This is a genomic window from Bacillus sp. MMSF_3353, from assembly GCF_030733445.1.
Taxonomy (GTDB): Bacteria; Bacillota; Bacilli; order Bacillales; family Bacillaceae_G; genus Bacillus_A; species Bacillus_A wiedmannii.
Map to the genome: position 1 here is coordinate 406,702 of NZ_JASHJA010000002.1, position 17,846 is coordinate 424,547.

Here is a 17,846-nt window from a genome sequence, read left to right on the forward strand (position 1 = left end):
ATAGGTAAACTTCTTTTCATATCCATCCCTTTTCTTCCGCAATTGTAATTGCCTCAATTCTATTTTTCGCATCAAGCTTCGTTAATACTTCAGAAATATAATTACGTACTGTACCAGGCGAAAGATAGAGCGCCTTCGCAATTTCATTTGCCGTCTTTCCTTCTTTCGCAAGTAGCAATACTTCTTTTTCACGATCTGATAACGGATTTTGCTCCTGCCATAAGCCGAACATTAAATCTTGAGAAATCTCTCGCTTTCCTTTCATTACATTACGAATCGCTGCCGCTAAATCTTCACTTGGGCTATCTTTTAATAAATATCCGTGCACGCCAGCTTTCATTGCTCGTTCAAAATATCCAGGGCGTGCAAATGTTGTTAAAATCATTACTTTGCATGCTGATTTTTCTTTCTGTAACGTTTCCGCAACATCTAATCCGCTTTGAATTGGCATTTCAATATCCATAATGCTTACATCAGGTTGTAGCGATTCAATTAGTTTTAGCGCTTCTTCCCCGTTCGCAGCTTGCCCAATTACTTCAATATCATCTTCTAGATCAAGTAGGGCCCCCAATGCACCACGAAGCATCCGCTGATCTTCTGCAATAATAATTCGAATCATGCCCTCACCTCATCTTTTCCTGTTCTAATGACAACTGGTACTTTTACTATTAATAGTGTCCCTGGATTGATCGTACCCAGTTCAACAAACCCGTCAATAAGAGCGATGCGCTCTTTCATACCACGAATGCCATTTCCATCATGGTTTTGATCTGCTAAACCAACTCCATTATCTTCTACTGTCAAAATTAATTCACCTTGTGATTCTAGTACAGAAACTGTGCAACGCGTCGCCTTACTATGCTTTACAACATTCGTCACAGCCTCACGTAAACACATTCCTAAAATATTTTGTTCAATTGGTGATAACGAACTTGCACTCGTTTCTTGTTTTATTTCTAATTCAATAGTAGCAGCTTGTAAGATTGCTTTTATTTGCTCAAGCTCTTCTTCCACTGTAATCATACGCATATCAGAGATTAATTCCCTTAGCTGCTTTAAAGCGGTACGAGATGTTTGTGTAATTTCCTTCGCTTCCGCACTTGCACGCTCCGGATTTTTAACAATTAACTTCTCCACGAGCTGACTTTTTAAAGTAATGAGTGATAACGTATGTCCTAACGTATCATGAAGATCTCTTGCAATCCGCTGCCGCTCTTCACGTTTTACTAAGTCTTTAATTTGCTCATTCGCTTCGTTTAATTGATTTCTTAACATCTTTTTTTGATTAAAGTTGCGCATACCAAATGGCGTAATAAGCATTAAAATAAACATCGGAACAATATTCACTAAACTTGTAGTTGATATTTGATTCATATTTACAAATATAAAAATTCCAAGCATTACAGCTAACAAACTTAACAACACTCGAAACTCTTTCTTATTTGGCGCAAACCCTATCGCACTTGCTGTGAAAAAACCAAAGAATATCATGAAGGCATTATAATAAAAAGCAAATAGCAGTGTGAGTATCATTTGCATACATGCCCATAAAACGAAAGTCTTATTAACAAAATAAAGTTGACGGTATGTGATAACAAAAAGTATCAACATACCACTCCCCATTACAAGCTTCCATCCCGATGCTTGTGCTAGATGGTAAATTGGAAATAACAGATACACAAGCCACATATACGGGAAGAAACCCATCTGTTTCGGAAAAATCTCAATCCTCTTCTTCTCTATCATTTATACCGCTTCCTGTCTTTTTCTTATATATATTGATATTACAACAAATATAAGGAAATAACCTCCTAGTACCGCGATATTTTCCCAACCAACTGATTTTCCAGCTACAATATCCCATGCACCGCTTCCGAAGTGATATGTTGGTGTCCATTCACCAATCGTTCTTAATATTTTTGGGAATACTTCAATCGGCATCCATAGGCCACCAATTACAGCTAGACTCATATTTAAAATATTCGCTAAACCCACTGCTGCATCTGCCTTTTTAATAGAACCTATTACTGTTCCTAACGCTAAAAATGGTGTTACACCTAACAACAACCATAATCCAGCGCCAATCCATTGCCCTACTGTTAACTCGACATGATTAATTAATATTCCTGCGATAAAGATAACTAAGATTGAAAAAGCATTCACTACAGTTTGAGCGATGATTTTGGCTGTTATATATGCCCCCTCTGGAAGTGGTGTAATTTTTAACAAATGTGTCCACCCTTGCCCCTTTTCCTGAGAAATCCTTACACCGAAACTAAAAAGTGCCGTCCCTACAATACTAAAAGTCGCCATTGAGATTAAATAATGCGCTTTCCAAGCATCTCCGTTTTGTGGCACTTGAATAACATTTGTGAAAATGTAGTAAAACATAACTGGCATTAGTAATGAGAAAAAGATAAACAATTTATTACGAAACGTACGTAAAATTTCTATTTTGCATTGCATCCATAAAGCTCTCATGCGATTCCCTCCTCCTGATTTGCGATAAACTGTTCAAATGCTTCATCAAGACTTCCACGTTCAACTGAAACATCTGTTACAGGTAAGTTCTTTTGATAAATTGCTTTTAAAGTTTCATCTGTATCTTCAGTTGTTAAAGTGAAGTGCCCTTCGTTTGACTGTACTTCGGTTACGTTTGGTAATTCTTTTAGTAATTTTGCAGGAATACTTTCCTTCGAATAAAACTTGATTGTTTTTCGCGAAATCGTCGCCTTCATCTCATCTGGTGTACCATCTGCGATAATCTTTCCATTCGCAAATAATAAAATGCGATTCGCCAATGCATCCGCTTCTTCTAAATAGTGCGTTGTTAAAATAATTGTTTTCCCTTCACTTGCTAACTTTCGAATTGTTTCCCAAAACGTTCTTCGAGACGTAATATCCATTCCAACTGTCGGCTCATCTAAAAATAACAAATCAGGATTTCCTGCAAGTGCGAGTGCAAAGTTTAATCTTCTTTTTTGCCCACCTGATAATTTCTCACATCTTTGCTTTCGCTCCGATTCTAAATTTGATAACTGTAGCAACGTTTCTTTCGCTACCGGATTCGTATAATAACTACGGAATAACTCAATTGCCTCTTCTACTGTAATGCTATCAATGACACTTACTTCTTGTAGCATCGCACCGAGGCTATTACGAACATCTCTATGCTTGGGACTCTTTCCAAATATAGAAACAGTTCCTTCCGTCGGATCCTTTAATCCAAGCATCATCGACATCGTCGTCGTTTTCCCTGCACCATTCGGTCCAAGTAGTGCTACTATTTCTCCTTTATTCACATGAAATGAAACGTTATTTACTGCCTTTTTATATTTAAATGTTTTAGAAACACCATTTACTTCTATAATCTTTTCCATCTCTCCACCCCCGCTGTTTCTTATATTTACATTGTACGTGTTGGAAAACTTAGGAAACAGTATGATGCGTCATGACATCGATATGACAATTGTCATGTATTCCTTATGAGAGGAATCAACCCACATACCGCAAGCGAGTAGCAGGACGAAAATAAACATGATACAATCGGGTAAGATATACATTCGAGGAAGGACAGTGGTTTTCATGATTATTCGTAATGAACAAGATTTAGAAGGCTTACGAAAAATCGGCCGCATCGTTGCACTTGCACGTGAAGAAATGAAAAAAGAAGCGAAGCCAGGTATGACAACGAAAGAGCTTGATTTGATCGGTAAAAAAGTATTAGATGAGCATGGTGCTATTTCTGCACCTGAAAAAGAATATGATTTCCCAGGTGTAACTTGCATCAGTGTAAACGAAGAAGTTGCTCACGGTATTCCAGGAGATCGCGTATTAAAAGAAGGCGACTTAGTAAATGTCGACGTATCTGCTGCACTTGATGGCTATTATGCAGATACAGGTATTTCATTTGTACTTGGAGAAGATGAAGCAAAAGAAAAGCTTTGCCAAGCAGCGGTTGATGCATTTTGGGCAGCAATGAAAAAGGTGAAAGCTGGTTCCAAACAAAACCAAATTGGTCGTGCTGTTTCAAACTTTGCACATAAAAATGGATATAATGTAATTCAAAACTTAACTGGTCACGGTATTGGTCTTAGCTTACATGAAGCACCAAACCACATTTTAAGCTACTTTGACCCAATGGATAATGCGCTTCTAAAAGACGGTCTTGTTATCGCTGTAGAACCATTCATTTCTATGAAAGCTGATCACATTATCGAACGTGGCGATGATGGTTGGACATTCGTTACACCTGATAAAAGCCTTGTTGCACAATGTGAACATACAGTTGTCGTAACACGCGGCGAGCCGATAATCTTAACAGAAATCTAATACCAAAAACGGCTGTTTTGTAGATTTATTCCACATAAAACAGCCGTTTTTGTTTTTGGGAAAATATGTGAACTATTGTTGAACTCTTTATCATTTAAGTATATAATCTTTAGCGGAGGTTACTTAAGCTTATCTTTACTAAAAAGATATTGTAACTAAGGAGGAAAACACCTTCTTTCTTATTGTTTAAACAGTCTCAAAAATGACCGTAGTAACGTGTTAGTCGAATATTCTGTAATCCTTATATTTCTCTAACAATGTAAGAAACTATCATCTTTCAACTTCGGTCCACTAATCGCACAACTCTCTTTAGACAAAATAAATGACTAATTTCAAAGTACATATTGTCTTCATTCTGACCAAAACCAACCCTATCTAGATTTTTATTTCCACATAACTTTAAGGCAAAAATAAGCCTTCACAAAGGGATACACTACCTTGGTTAGTATGTATCGTAAAACTTACCTTTATAACCATTCTTTTTTACTAGATATACATGAAAACTATCTCACATATAAAGGTCTGATATCATTCTTTATATCAGTATTTTTTTCGACATTTTTTGTCGAATTGTGTATATTTCCACAGAACTGTGTAAATATACATTTTGTTTTACGTTAAATAATATTACTTTGAACATAATCCTGTTTGTCTGAGAACGCGTATAGAAACGGAGGGATAACCAAAAATAAATAGCTTATAACAAATACTTTTAATATTCCATTTGTTCATGTGGAATAAGTCCCCAATGGACAAATGAATGTTCAGAGGAGGAAAAATGAAAAAACTTTTCAATGTATGTTTAATTGTATTCGTACTATTTTCGCAACTTGCTAGTTTTCCATACAATCAAGTAAGAGCGGAAACCTTAACAGGAGATTCCTTATTTGACACTGTTGAAATGAAAGATGCAACGAATCATATTATTGACGAAGCAAAAAATCCTAACAACTTAGTAAAGATAGGATCAACCATTCAAGTAGAATACGCTTGGTCAATAAAGGATCAACAAGTTGCACACGCAAATGATACAGCAGTAGTTCAAATACCACTTGCATTAAAAGTACCTAAAGATTTGCAAGGGGATTTAGTAACAGATCAAAAAAATATTGGTCAATATTTTATAACAGCTAAAGATAATAAATTAAAATTAATATTTAATGATCAAGTAGAAAATTTGAAAGACGCTAAAGGAAAAATTAAAGTTGATACTGTGTTTAACTCAACTTTAAAAACTGGGGAAAAATCAGTTCAAATCGCTTTTCCTTTAGGAACAATGGTTCAGCCTATATCAGTTCCTGTTCAGGTAGAAGACTCTAAAGAAGCTGGCACCAAACAGGATACTAATAAACCAGTGCAAGATCCAGTAGCTAAACCTGTTACTGACAATCCGGAGCAAGATCCAGCAACTAAACCTGTTACTGATAATCCGGAACAAAACCCAGCAACTAAACCTGTTACTGATAATCCGGAACAAAACCCAGCAACTAAACCTGTTACCGATAATCCGGAACAAAACCCAGCAGCTAAAATTGCTACTGACAATCCAGAACGAAAGCTAGCAAGCGCCCCTGCTGAGAATACAAATTCAGGTCCAAAGCAAATAACAACAAACATTTTAACCGGTGTAAAGCTGACGGATAAAGACGGAAAACCATTTACAGAGGATAACCGTCCAAGTACAGATTCCCCTGCCAATATTGAGTTTACATGGGAACTTTTAAAATCAATGAATGTGAAAAGTGGAGATTACTATATTTTTGATCTTCCTAAACATTTTAAGATTTACAATACAATTAACAGTCCTTTATATGATAGTGAAAACAATCAAATTGGTAATTTTACTGTTACAAAAGATGGAAAAGTCACGATGACATTCAACGATTATGTTGAAGAGCATCCAGATGTTGCTGGTAACCTACAATTAAAGACAGAATTTAATAAAGCTGAAATTAAAGGTACAACAACACAAGAAATTCCTTTCCCGATTAAAGATAAGGATGTTTCTATTACAGTTGACTTTAAGCCTAATGTACAAACAGCTACGAATAAAAAAGGGTTACCTGATAGACCAATTAATACAAATGAAATTAATTGGAAAGTAGAAATGAACAAAACGAAAGACACTCTTAAAAACGCTGTTTTTAAAGATAACATTCCACAAGGTACAAGCTTAAATAAAGATTCTATTAAAGTTTATTATTTAGAAGTTGATGTTAATGGGAATGTAACGCGTGGTGCAGAAGCTGAGCCAACAGTTTACAATATTATTTCATCAGATGGCTCAAAATTGGAGATTGCTTTCAAAGATTCTATCAATAAAGCATATCAAATCGAATATGCCACAAAAATTACTGATGAAAATATTAAAAGTTTCCGAAATAACGTTACGATAACGAGTGATAATCAAAAGCAACAAAACGCAAGCTCTACTGTAACGGTTTCTCGTGGTACACACTTAAATAAAACAAGTAAATATGATCCAAAGACGCAAACAATTGAGTGGACAATTACTTACAATGGTGATCAAAGAGAGATCAAAAAAGCTGATGCGATTTTAAAAGATATTTTTGACGATACACACGAACTAGATGCAAATTCTATTGTTGTGAAAAACGCTTCATATAATGAAAAAGGAACGCTTGTAACAGGAGACGCTGTTAATAATTACACTGTAAGTAACAAGAAGAATGGATTCGATTTACAGTTTAATGATGATATTAATAGTGCTTATGTGATTACCTATAAAACCAAGCCAACTAATAAAGTTATAGAAGATGGAAAAGTAAAAAATAAAGTTACAGCTGATAATGATTCAAGTAAAGAAAATGAAGCTAGCTTCAAGCAGCAAAATATTATTAAATCTAATAATAAAGCTGAAACAAATTATAAAGACAAAACAACAACTTGGACAATTATAGTAAATAATAACAACTATCCATTAAACAACGCGATCATTACGGACACCTTTGATCATGGTGGATTACAATTAAAAGATAAGAAACTAGAAATTAAAGACGGAAATTATACCCTTCAAGCTGGGACTGACTATGTTTTAGATGCAACAGATAAAGGATTCAAAATTACTCTTATAGGTACGTATCAGTCTAATATGACAAAGACATTAGTCGTAAAATATACGACAGACTTTGATTATACAAAGCTAGAAAGTGGTAAAACTTCATTTAAAAACACAGGTAACCTATCTTGGATAGATACGGATTCTAATCCACAATCAAATAAAGTTGAAGCTAATTTCGATCCTGATACTTTCACAAAGGCAAATGGTTATAAATACGGTTCTTATAACGCCCAAACGAAGGAAATTACTTGGATAATAGGCTTTAACTATAATAATGTTGAGATTAAAGATCCTTATGTTATAGACGTAATACAAGATAAACAAAAGTTAGTGCCTGGATCCATTGAAGTGCGCGATATGATTTTAAATGGAAATCCTGATAATGCACAACCTGGTAATGCTGTACCAACTGAGAAATATGAACTTGAAGAACCTACAGAGAAAAATAAAAACACCCTAAAGGTTCATTTCAAACAATCAATTAATTCACCTTACTATATTATCTTTAAAACAAGCCTTGATGGTGAACTTATCCAAGGCACCTACAAAAACGAGGCAGATTTAAACGATGGCTCTAAAATTGTAAACACCCTTACAGGTGACACTCAAGTAAATAAAGGTGGCAGCTTCGTTACTAAAAAAGCTGTGCAAGACGACAACTATATTAATTGGAGTATTGCAATTAACGAAAGCCAATCAACCATTGCAGATGCGGTTGTAACAGATGACCCCACCGAAAATCAGGTAATTGTGGAAGATTCATTCCACTTATATCCTACAACTGTTGATCCATATGGAAATTTAACAAAAGATACAGTAAACGAATTAAAAGAAGGAACAGACTATAAACTCAAAATAACAACAGACAATAATACCGGAAAGCAACATTTCGAAATTGCCTTCTTGAAAAAAATTGATCGAGCTTATATTTTAGAATATCGCTCACTTATTAATGCAGACGATAAAGAAAAAGTAAGTAATAAAGCAAAAATCACAGGCAATAAGTTGACAGTTAAAAACACAGAAACTACTGAAACGATTGAAGTGAGAATGTCTTCTGGTTCAGGCGGAGGATCTGCTACTAAAGGTCGTGGAAACCTTGAAATTATAAAGGTAGATAACGACAATAAGAACGTACTATTAGCTGGGGCAGAATTTACTTTATACGATCGTACAGGTAAAACTGTTATCCGTAAAATTACAACAGACAAAGACGGTATCGCTAAATTTAATAATTTAAAACGCGATAAATATTTATTAAAAGAAACAAATGCTCCTGAAGGCTATGTAATTAGCTGGGATTTAAAACAAGGGAAAATTGTTGAACTTGGTACACAAGAGACTACAACATATAAACTTGCAAATAAGAAGTTTGTCGGGAAAGTAGTTTTAACAAAATCTGATGACCTGAACAAAAACGCAACACTACAAGGCGCCGTTTTCACACTACTAGATAAAGACAAAAAAATAATTCCAGAACATGAAAAATTAACAACAAATAATAACGGACAAATTATTATAGATAAACTAAAACCAGGAACTTACTACTTACAAGAAACGAAGGCTCCTGAGCATTATCAATTAGATAGCAAACTTATTCCGTTTACTATCTCTGAAGATCAAACAACAGTAGTAAACCAAACTGCGACAAATAGTTTAACTAAAGGATCTGCTCTTTTAACAAAAGTGGATAATTATAATAAAACTTTAGCAGGGGCAGAGTTTACTGTTCAGGATCGCAACGGAAAAAATATTCCTGGATATGAGAAATTAACAACAAATGAACATGGACAAATAGAAGCAAAAGATTTACGTCCGGGTAAATACCAGTTTGTCGAAACAAAAGCTCCTGAGCATTATGAATTAGACAAAACGCCTATTCTATTTGAAATAGAAAAAAGCCAAACTACAGCCGCTTCTATTACAGCAAAAAACTCTTTAATTAAAGGTGGCGTTACGTTAACAAAAGTGGATGATATTGATGACACTACCCTTGAAGGTGCCGTATTCAAAATTGTTAACGACAAAAATGAAGATGTCCGTACAAACTTAAAAACAGAAAAAGATGGAACTTTGACCGTTAAAGATTTAGATCCTGGTGATTATCAATTTATTGAAACAACACCACCTAAATACTATGACTTAAATAAAGAACCAATTCCGTTTACAATCGAGAAAAGTCAAACAAGCATTATCTCAATTACTGCAAAAAACAGTTTAACAACAGGTGCTGTTGAGCTATTAAAAGTCGACGAATTTGATAAAAAGACTCCTCTTGCTGGAGCTATGTTCAAAATCGTGAATGATAAGAACGAAGACGTTCGTACAGAATTAACTACCGATACAAACGGAACTGTTAAAGCTTCTGACTTACGTCCAGGCAAATACAAATTTATTGAAACGAAAGCTCCTGAACATTATGAACTGCTATCAACACCAATTGAATTTACAATTGAGAAAGGTCAAAAAACACCGATTGTTATTACAGCTGAAAATGGTCTACTACCAGGCGATGTTGAACTAACAAAACTCGATGATACTGATGGCACTGTACTTACAGGCGCCGTATTCAAAATTGTTAATAACAAAAATGAAGATGTCCGTACAGAATTAGTTACGAATCAGGAAGGTAAAATTATTGCTACTGGTTTACGTCCAGGTAACTATAAATTTATCGAAATGAAAGCTCCTGAGCATTATACCTTAAATAAAACACCGATTGAATTTACAATTAAGGAGAGCCAAGCGACTGCTATTAACGTTACAGCTACTAATAGCTTAATAAAAGGCGGTATTGAATTAACAAAAGTTGATTCTGTAAATGCTAAGGAAACCCTTGAAGGTGCAGTATTTAAAATTGTTAATGACAAAGGTGAGGATGTTCGTACGGAACTTACTACTGATAAAGACGGTAAATTAGTAGTACAAGACTTACGTCCGGGTAATTATAAGCTAATCGAGACGAAGGCTCCTACTTATTACGATGTAAATGAAGAACCAATCGAATTTACGATTGAAAAGAGCCAACAAAAGCTCATCCCTATTACTTTCAAAAATAGTTTGACGAGAGGAAAGGTCAAATTAATTAAAGAAGATGACGTGGAGAGCGCGAAAGCTCTTGCCGGCGCTGTATTCACATTACAAGACGCAACTGGCAAAGAAATTATGAAAGATTTAACAACAGATGATTACGGAGTATTAGTTATTCCTGATTTAGCACCAGGGGATTATCAATTTATCGAAACAAAAGCCCCTGAACATTATAAATTAGACAAAACACCTATTAAGTTCACAATTAAAAAAGGTAGTAAGAAAGATCTTCCTCTCCCTGTTACTGTAAAAAATAGTTTACTTACAGGTGGCGTCACTTTAACAAAAGTTGATGATGTTGATGGCACTACTCTTGAAGGTGCAGAATTTATAATTGTTGACGCTCATGATACTAAAAAAGTAATTCGAAAAGGTTTAACGACTGATAAAAACGGAAAAATTTCTGTTTCTGATTTACGTCCTGGAGACTATCAATTTGTTGAAGTAAAAGCTCCAAAAGACTATACCTTAAGCAAAGACCCTATTCCGTTCACTATCGAAAAAAGTCAAAAAGAGAATATTACTGTTACCGCTACTAATAGTTTAAAGAAAGGTGCAGTAACATTAACAAAAATCGATGACATCGATCGTACGATGCTTGAAGGTGCAATCTTTAAAATTGTTGATATGAACGGTAAGGAAGTTCATACGAATCTTGTTACAGATAAAAACGGAAAAATTTCTGTTTCTGATTTACGCCCTGGAGACTATCAGTTCATTGAAACAAAAGCTCCTGAGCACTATGTATTAGATGAAACAACAATTCCATTTACAATTGAAAGAAGTCAAACGAAAGAGATCAATGTTACAGGCAAAAATGCTTTGAAAAACGGTAGCGTTGAACTAACAAAGATTGACGATATTGATATAAATACAAAACTTGCTAACGCCGTATTTAATTTATTAGATGCAGACGGAGAGCTAGTTGAAGAAGGCTTAAAAACAAATGATGAAGGTAAAATTGTTGTTGAAAACCTACGTCCTGGTACGTATCAATTCGTTGAAACAATTGCTCCTGAACATTACGATTTAGATAAAAAACCTATCGTATTTACAATTAAAAAGAGCCAAACTGAAACTCTTCATGTCACTGCTACAAATGCTTTAATAAAGGGTGCAGTTAAACTTTCTAAAGTAGATGATGTTGATGGCACTGTTCTTAAAGATGCAGTATTTAAAATTGTTAATATGAACGGTGATGTAGTTCATAAAGACCTTGTTACAAATGAACAAGGAATAATCGAAATTAACGACCTACGTCCTGGTGATTACCAATTTATCGAAACGAAAGCTCCTAAGCATTACGTTTTAGATGAAACACCAATCAAATTCACTATTGAAAAAGGACAGAAGAAAGCTATTTCTTTAACTGCTACAAATAGCTTAAAACAAGGTAGTATCGAATTACTTAAAGTTGATGATTTAAACACTCAAACAAAACTTGCCGATGCGGTATTTAATTTACTAGATCAAGATGGCAAAGTACTTAAAACAGATTTAAAAACAAACAGTGAAGGTAAAATCGTTATCGAAAACTTACGTCCTGGTACGTATCAATTCGTTGAAATAACGGCTCCTGAACACTATGATTTAGACAAAAAACCAATTATATTTACAATTGAAAAAAGCCAAAAAGATATTGCTACCGTTACTATGAAAAATAGTTTAACAAAAGGCGGCGTGGAACTTTCTAAAGTGGATGACGTCGATGGCACTACTCTTGAAGGCGCAGTATTTAAAATTGTGGATATGAATGGTACTGTAATTCACAAAAATCTTGTTACGAATCAACAAGGTAAAATTAGCGTTTCTGACCTACGTCCTGGTGATTATCAATTCATCGAGACAACGGCTCCGAAACACTACGATTTAAACAAAGAGCCAATTCCATTCACAATTACAAAGAGCCAAGCTGATCCTATCTCCGTTACAGCTACAAATAGCTTAACGAAAGGCGCTGTGGAACTTTCTAAAGTGGATGATGTAGATGGTACTGCTCTTAAAGATGCGGTATTTAAAATTACTGATCTGAATGGTAACGACATTCGTACTGAGCTTACAACAGATGTACATGGAAAAATTTCTGTTTCTGATTTACGTCCTGGGGACTATCAGTTTGTTGAAACGAAAGCTCCTGAACACTATAAATTAGATAGTACACCTATTAAGTTTACAATTAAGAAAAGCCAAAAAGAAAAGCTCCAAGTTACTGCTACAAATAGCTTAACTGAGGGTGCTGTAGAATTAACTAAAGTCGACGACGTCGACGGTACTTCTCTTGAAGGAGCTATCTTTAAAATTGTTGATCATAACGGACTTGATGTTCGCACTGATTTAACTACTGATAAAGACGGCAAAATTTCTGTTTCTGATTTACGTCCAGGAGACTATCAGTTCGTTGAAACGAAGGCTCCTAAGCATTACGACTTAAATCAAAATCCTATCAAGTTTACTGTTGAAAAGAGTCAAACAGCTAAAGCTTCTGTTACTGCTACTAACAGCTTAACTAAAGGTTCAGTCGAATTAATTAAGCTTGACGACGTTGACAACTCTACTCTTGAAGGAGCTATCTTTAAAATTGTTGATCATAACGGACTTGATGTTCGCACTGATTTAACTACTGATAAAGATGGCAAAATTTCTGTTTCTGATTTACGTCCGGGAGACTATCAGTTCGTTGAAACGAAGGCTCCTATTGGATACGATTTAAGTGCTAAGCCAATTCCTTTCACAATTACGAAAGGACAATCTCAAGTTACTTCTGTTACAGCTTTAAATAGTTTAACAACAGGTTCAATGGAGTTAACTAAAATTGATATTGATCACCATGGAACACTTGAAGGTGCCATTTTCAATATTTTAGATCACGACGGAAAAGTAGTACGAGAAGGTTTACAAACAGACGGGCATGGTAAATTAATCGTAAATGATTTGAAACCTGGTAATTATCAATTAGTGGAAACAAAGGCTCCTAAAGGCTATCAATTAGATGCATCACCAATAAACTTTACAATTGAAAAAGCTCAAGCTGCACCACTACAAATTACAGTTTCAAATAAAAAAATCGATTCTTCATCCGGTGGAGATGATAAACCAATTACTCCTCCTAATAAAGAAGAGGAAACGGGGAAAGAAACTTCTGAAGAACTAGAAAAAGGAAATCCTGACACACATGGTAAAGGAACTTCTGAAGAACTAGAAAAAGAAAACCCTGACACACAAATAAACAAACAGCAAGATGACCGAAATAAGGGTAAAGAACTTCCAAATACAGGTCACAAAAATGATCCTACTCAAACAGTAGGCATCGTACTTCTACTAGCTGGTTTGTTAAGTATTTTAGCTACAAAACGAAAAAAATATTATTAATAGTTTTTCACACCTAATCAAGTGAACATTTGATTAGGTGTTTTTTTATGCCAAAAAAGGACGATACATAGAGTATCGTCCTTTTAACGGGGTGAGGCTGCCCAAAAGTACGGAAAACCTTTGAACAGCCTCGTATTTTCATATGGATGCCTTACATATATCACTGATAATAAGTATGAAATGCGGAAACATATTTATCATCACATGATTCAAACATGAGAAAAGAAATCCTATAGGATTCTTTTCTCTACATAATCTAAAGTTTGGGTACACTAGATTCATGCAATGTAGGAGCTTTCCAAGCAGAAAGCGAACCTTCATTTAAAATGATAGCATACATATCTCCATCAAAAATATGCAAATATGCATATAGCGTTTTTCATTTCTCAATGTCAGAATATTGAAAAATAATGAAGATGACGGTAAAATAAAGTCGTTATCCGTCTTCTTTTGTCAGTCAGAGAGAATAGAAGAATAGGAGAGGAAAAAATGAAAAAATCTTTGAAACAAAAAATAGTAAGCTCTTTGCTTGCTGTATCACTCGCTGTTAGCTTAGCTCCAATTGGACAAGCCAAAGCTGATTCCACGTCAGAAATCACACAGACTTCACCTATCACAAAACAAGTTGATGCAAGCCGCGCTATCGAACACATCCGTTTCTTATCCGAAACAATTGGTCCTCGCCCTGGTGGGACAAAATCAGAAGAATGGGCTTCTCGCTACGTTGGTATGCAGCTTAAATCAATGGGCTATGAAGTAGAATATCAACCATTTCAAGTACCGGATCAATACGTTGGATTTATTGAATCACCATTATCCACAAAGCGTAATTGGCAAGCCGGTGCTGCCCCTAACGCACTAATTTCTACAGAAGCTGTTACAGCTCCTCTTATCTTTGTTCAAGGTGGAACAAAATTAGAGGATATCCCAAATGAAGTAAACGGAAAAATTGTTCTATTTGAAAGAGGAACAACAGTTGCAGACTATAATAAACAAGTTGAAAATGCTGTTAGCAAAGGAGCAAAAGGTGTCCTTTTATACAGTTTAATTGGCGGACGCGGAAATTATGGACAAACCTTCAATCCCCGCCTAACGAAAAAGCAGTCTATCCCTGTCTTTGGTCTTGCTTATGCACAAGGAAATGCATTTAAAGAGGAAATCGCTAAAAAAGGGACCACTCTTCTTTCTCTAAAAGCGAGACATGAATCTAACTTAACATCACTTAATGTCATCGCTAAAAAGAAACCAAAAAATAGTACAGGTAATGAAAAAGCTGTCGTTGTAAGTTCGCACTATGATAGTGTCGTTGGAGCACCTGGAGCAAACGATAATGCTTCTGGTACAGGATTAGTATTAGAATTAGCTCGTGCTTTTCAAAATGTAGAAACTGATAAAGAAATTCGTTTTATTGCTTTTGGTTCTGAAGAGACTGGCTTACTTGGCTCCGATTATTACGTTAATAGTCTATCCCAAAAAGAACGTGATCGAATTTTAGGTGTCTTTAACGCAGACATGGTTGCAACAAATTACGATAAAGCAAAGAATTTATATGCTATGACGCCTAACGGTTCTCCAAACCTTGTAACAGACGCAGCCTTACAAGCAGGTAAACAATTAAATAATGACCTCGTACTGCAAGGGAAATTCGGCTCTAGTGATCACGTGCCATTTGCTGAAGTTGGTATTCCTGCCGCCCTATTTATTTGGATGGGTGTCGATAGTTGGAATCCATTAATCTATCATATTGAGAAGGTATACCATACGCCTCAAGATAATGTGTTAGAAAACATTTCGCCTGAACGTATGAAAATGGCATTAGAAGTTATCGGGACAGGAGTTTATAATACACTTCAAAAATCTGTTGCTCAAACTGAACAGAAAGCTGCTTAATCATTTAAAAGACCACTGATTTTTATCGGTGGTCTTTTATTGAGAAAATATTTATATGCATAAAAGCATATTTCCTCCTGCTCATTATCCTATACAATATTAATTGTAACAAAAATGATTACAACTAATAAGGAGGCTTTTTCTACTATGAAAAAAATTATTTTAGCCAGTGCTTTAACTTTAGCAGGAATTACTGGCGCTACCGCTTTTATTCCTGAAACAAAAGTCGCTGCTGCCACTCAAGAACAAAGCTTTACAAAATTTTATTCTTTGCAAACTGGAAGTAGTTCTGAACAAGAACCTATTTTCCTTCAAAAAGGACAGGAACTAACAATTCAACCTAACAGTAAAACTCCTAGTTACAGTGTTTATGACTCAAATCATAACCTTATCGGGCGCTATTCTGATGGTTACGGCCGAATTTTCACTGCAAAAACAGATGGAAATATGTATGTTCAATTTCACGCACCTTTCGTTTACTATAGTCCTGTTAGCTTTTCCGTTACGTATACAATCCAATAAAATAAAGGGCCTTTCTCAAGGCCCTTTATTTTATTTCCCAATTCACTTTTACAAAACCATCTTTCACCATTACACCACTTATATTAAATACATACTTTTCATTTGCCTTTAATGTAGCTTTGAAAGTACCTTTTTTCGATTCACAGATCTCTTTTAACTCTCTTATACCTTCTCCTTGCCTTTCATACAAGCTAAAACATAAATTCCCACGTTTTGCATCTGTCTCATAAGAAAATGTTACTTCTGTATCTTTTTCATACTCAAGTTCAATATCTTTCCCAGTAATATCCCATGATGAGAATTTTGCCTCGTAACCGTTCTCCCCTTGCTTCTCATTTTCTAAATATATATCACCAGCTCTCCACATATCATCTAACGTTTGAACGAAAGCAAAGCCGCTCAGTAATACAAACATCGTACTTGCAAATATGACAACTAATGTTATCTTTTGTTTTTTCATAGCCTTCATCGTATGTTCTCCTTCTATTTTCTTGTTACTTCTTCGTATCATATATAACAAAACTCCAATAAAAAATGGTAATACAATCGCTATAACACTCCACCACTTACTTATTCCAAGCGTTTTCGCATCTGTATACACCCATGATGCTACACATACTAAAAGTGCTATAAAAGTTAAAAGCATTGTAATCCCAGCTATCTCAAATACTACAAATGGATTAGCGAACTCTATCATGTAATTTATACTCCTTCTTTAAAAATGACTGTATGACAACATATATAGGAACGTATAGATGCATCATAATCACACTTGCTATCAACATAGGGACTTTATGATTCAAATGAGTGACAAACTGCTCCATAACAACTGTTAATAAAATAATCCAAATAGCATGAATACAAACAACCCATCTTTTCTCTAATTTCCGAGCATTTCGTACGCTCTGTTTCGTTTTATTTATCAGCTCTCCGCTTGGAATGGTGTCTTCAGCTAAGCTGCTTCTTATCTTCTGATCAAACTTATCTTCCGTCATAAACAAACCCCTCCAAATGTTCCCGCATTTGCTTCTTCGCATAATTAAGGCGGTATTTCACCGTACCAATCGGTATATTTAATATTTCGCTCATTTCTTTATAAGAGTATTGTTCATAATAGTAGAGTACGAGCACGGTTTTATATTTTTCATTCAATAGCTGTATAACTTCACGTATCATTTCCGATTCCACTTTTTGAATAAATTCTTCTGATATATTCACTTCATCTGCGAAATCGATTTCTCCACCATCCTCTTTATGAAACAAATCCAATACGCGATCTTTCCACCTTTTCTTCTTACGATAAAAGTCATAAAACGTACGAACACAAATTGTAGTAATCCATTTTTTATAATTTTCCACGCAAGAAAGCTGGTGCCTAGAGGAAAAAACTTTTATCCAAGTCTCTTGAAAAATATCTTCTGCATCTTCTTTCGTTTTCGCTAATTTATAGCATAAGGAATATATTTGCTGCTTATATATATCAATTAATTCTTCTACCTTTTCTTCCATCTTAAACCTCCTTTCATTTATATAAGACGACGCAAATTCTCCTTTTGTTTGA

General features: G+C 35.0%; 11 protein-coding genes. 4 read left to right on the top strand and 7 right to left on the bottom strand.

Annotated elements, in window-relative coordinates; genetic code table 11:
• Nucleotides 1-16 precede the first annotated feature (16 nt).
• Genes RBB48_RS07350 through RBB48_RS07365 form a run of 4 tightly spaced genes read right to left on the bottom strand, consistent with a single transcriptional unit; the run spans nt 17 to nt 3,380 of the window.
• The gene (locus RBB48_RS07350; RefSeq protein ID WP_000619265.1) at nt 17-619 is read right to left on the bottom strand and encodes a response regulator transcription factor; all 603 of its coding nucleotides are present in this window, start codon (nt 617-619) and stop codon (nt 17-19) included.
• Nucleotides 616-1,746: a sensor histidine kinase gene (locus RBB48_RS07355; protein ID WP_097907574.1), complete on the bottom strand. Its 1,131-nt coding sequence runs from the start codon at nt 1,744-1,746 to the stop codon at nt 616-618. Before RBB48_RS07355 ends, RBB48_RS07350 begins: the two co-directional genes overlap by 4 nt.
• Nucleotides 1,747-2,481 carry an ABC transporter permease gene (locus tag RBB48_RS07360; RefSeq protein WP_306007494.1) on the bottom strand — a complete coding sequence of 245 codons (735 nt, stop codon included), beginning with the start codon at nt 2,479-2,481 and terminating at the stop codon, nt 1,747-1,749.
• Nucleotides 2,478-3,380 (bottom strand): ABC transporter ATP-binding protein, encoded by a 903-nt coding sequence (locus tag RBB48_RS07365; protein ID WP_064470372.1) that lies wholly within the window; start codon nt 3,378-3,380, stop codon nt 2,478-2,480. Before RBB48_RS07365 ends, RBB48_RS07360 begins: the two co-directional genes overlap by 4 nt.
• A gap of 157 nt (nt 3,381-3,537) precedes the next feature.
• On the opposite strand from RBB48_RS07365, the gene map reads away from it, so the two are divergent.
• The 4 genes from map to RBB48_RS07385 all read left to right on the top strand — a co-directional run bounded on the left by map (nt 3,538) and on the right by RBB48_RS07385 (nt 16,285).
• Nucleotides 3,538-4,332, top strand: a complete 795-nt coding sequence (gene map, locus RBB48_RS07370) for a type I methionyl aminopeptidase (RefSeq protein ID WP_002096176.1) — start codon at nt 3,538-3,540, stop codon at nt 4,330-4,332.
• A 778-nt stretch (nt 4,333-5,110) separates the two neighbouring features.
• The gene (locus RBB48_RS07375; protein ID WP_306007495.1) at nt 5,111-13,873 is read left to right on the top strand and encodes a SpaA isopeptide-forming pilin-related protein; all 8,763 of its coding nucleotides are present in this window, start codon (nt 5,111-5,113) and stop codon (nt 13,871-13,873) included.
• 489 nt (nt 13,874-14,362) lie between these two features.
• Nucleotides 14,363-15,763: a M28 family metallopeptidase gene (locus RBB48_RS07380; protein WP_000749138.1), complete on the top strand. Its 1,401-nt coding sequence runs from the start codon at nt 14,363-14,365 to the stop codon at nt 15,761-15,763.
• Between the two features lie 147 nt (nt 15,764-15,910).
• Nucleotides 15,911-16,285: a hypothetical protein gene (locus RBB48_RS07385; protein ID WP_088065042.1), complete on the top strand. Its 375-nt coding sequence runs from the start codon at nt 15,911-15,913 to the stop codon at nt 16,283-16,285.
• Nucleotides 16,286-16,310: 25 nt separating this feature from the next.
• Here RBB48_RS07385 and RBB48_RS07390 read toward each other — a convergent pair whose 3' ends face one another.
• The 3 genes from RBB48_RS07390 to RBB48_RS07400 are packed head-to-tail and all read right to left on the bottom strand — an operon-like array spanning nt 16,311 to nt 17,794.
• Nucleotides 16,311-16,982, bottom strand: coding sequence for an anti-sigma factor (locus RBB48_RS07390; protein ID WP_088065043.1), 672 nt, complete (start codon nt 16,980-16,982; stop codon nt 16,311-16,313).
• Entirely contained in the window at nt 16,966-17,280 is a 315-nt protein-coding gene (locus tag RBB48_RS07395) for an anti-sigma factor (RefSeq protein ID WP_087983725.1), read from the bottom strand. Before RBB48_RS07395 ends, RBB48_RS07390 begins: the two co-directional genes overlap by 17 nt.
• A complete protein-coding gene (locus tag RBB48_RS07400) occupies nt 17,267-17,794 on the bottom strand; it encodes an RNA polymerase sigma factor (RefSeq protein ID WP_088065044.1) in 528 nt (175 codons plus the stop codon). Before RBB48_RS07400 ends, RBB48_RS07395 begins: the two co-directional genes overlap by 14 nt.
• Nucleotides 17,795-17,846: the final 52 nt, after the last annotated feature.

Excerpts from the sequence above, each read along its gene's own strand:
- RBB48_RS07350 (WP_000619265.1), bottom strand. The coding sequence starts at position 619 with ATGATTCGAATTATTATTGCAGAAGATCAGCGGATGCTTCGTGGTGCA.
- RBB48_RS07400 (WP_088065044.1), bottom strand. The coding sequence starts at position 17,794 with ATGGAAGAAAAGGTAGAAGAATTAATTGATATATATAAGCAGCAAATA.
- RBB48_RS07390 (WP_088065043.1), bottom strand. The coding sequence starts at position 16,982 with ATGATAGAGTTCGCTAATCCATTTGTAGTATTTGAGATAGCTGGGATT.
- RBB48_RS07355 (WP_097907574.1), bottom strand. The coding sequence starts at position 1,746 with ATGATAGAGAAGAAGAGGATTGAGATTTTTCCGAAACAGATGGGTTTC.
- map (WP_002096176.1), top strand. The coding sequence starts at position 3,538 with ATGATACAATCGGGTAAGATATACATTCGAGGAAGGACAGTGGTTTTC.
- RBB48_RS07375 (WP_306007495.1), top strand. The coding sequence starts at position 5,111 with ATGAAAAAACTTTTCAATGTATGTTTAATTGTATTCGTACTATTTTCG.
- RBB48_RS07385 (WP_088065042.1), top strand. The coding sequence starts at position 15,911 with ATGAAAAAAATTATTTTAGCCAGTGCTTTAACTTTAGCAGGAATTACT.
- RBB48_RS07380 (WP_000749138.1), top strand. The coding sequence starts at position 14,363 with ATGAAAAAATCTTTGAAACAAAAAATAGTAAGCTCTTTGCTTGCTGTA.
- RBB48_RS07360 (WP_306007494.1), bottom strand. The coding sequence starts at position 2,481 with ATGAGAGCTTTATGGATGCAATGCAAAATAGAAATTTTACGTACGTTT.
- RBB48_RS07395 (WP_087983725.1), bottom strand. The coding sequence starts at position 17,280 with ATGACGGAAGATAAGTTTGATCAGAAGATAAGAAGCAGCTTAGCTGAA.
- RBB48_RS07365 (WP_064470372.1), bottom strand. The coding sequence starts at position 3,380 with ATGGAAAAGATTATAGAAGTAAATGGTGTTTCTAAAACATTTAAATAT.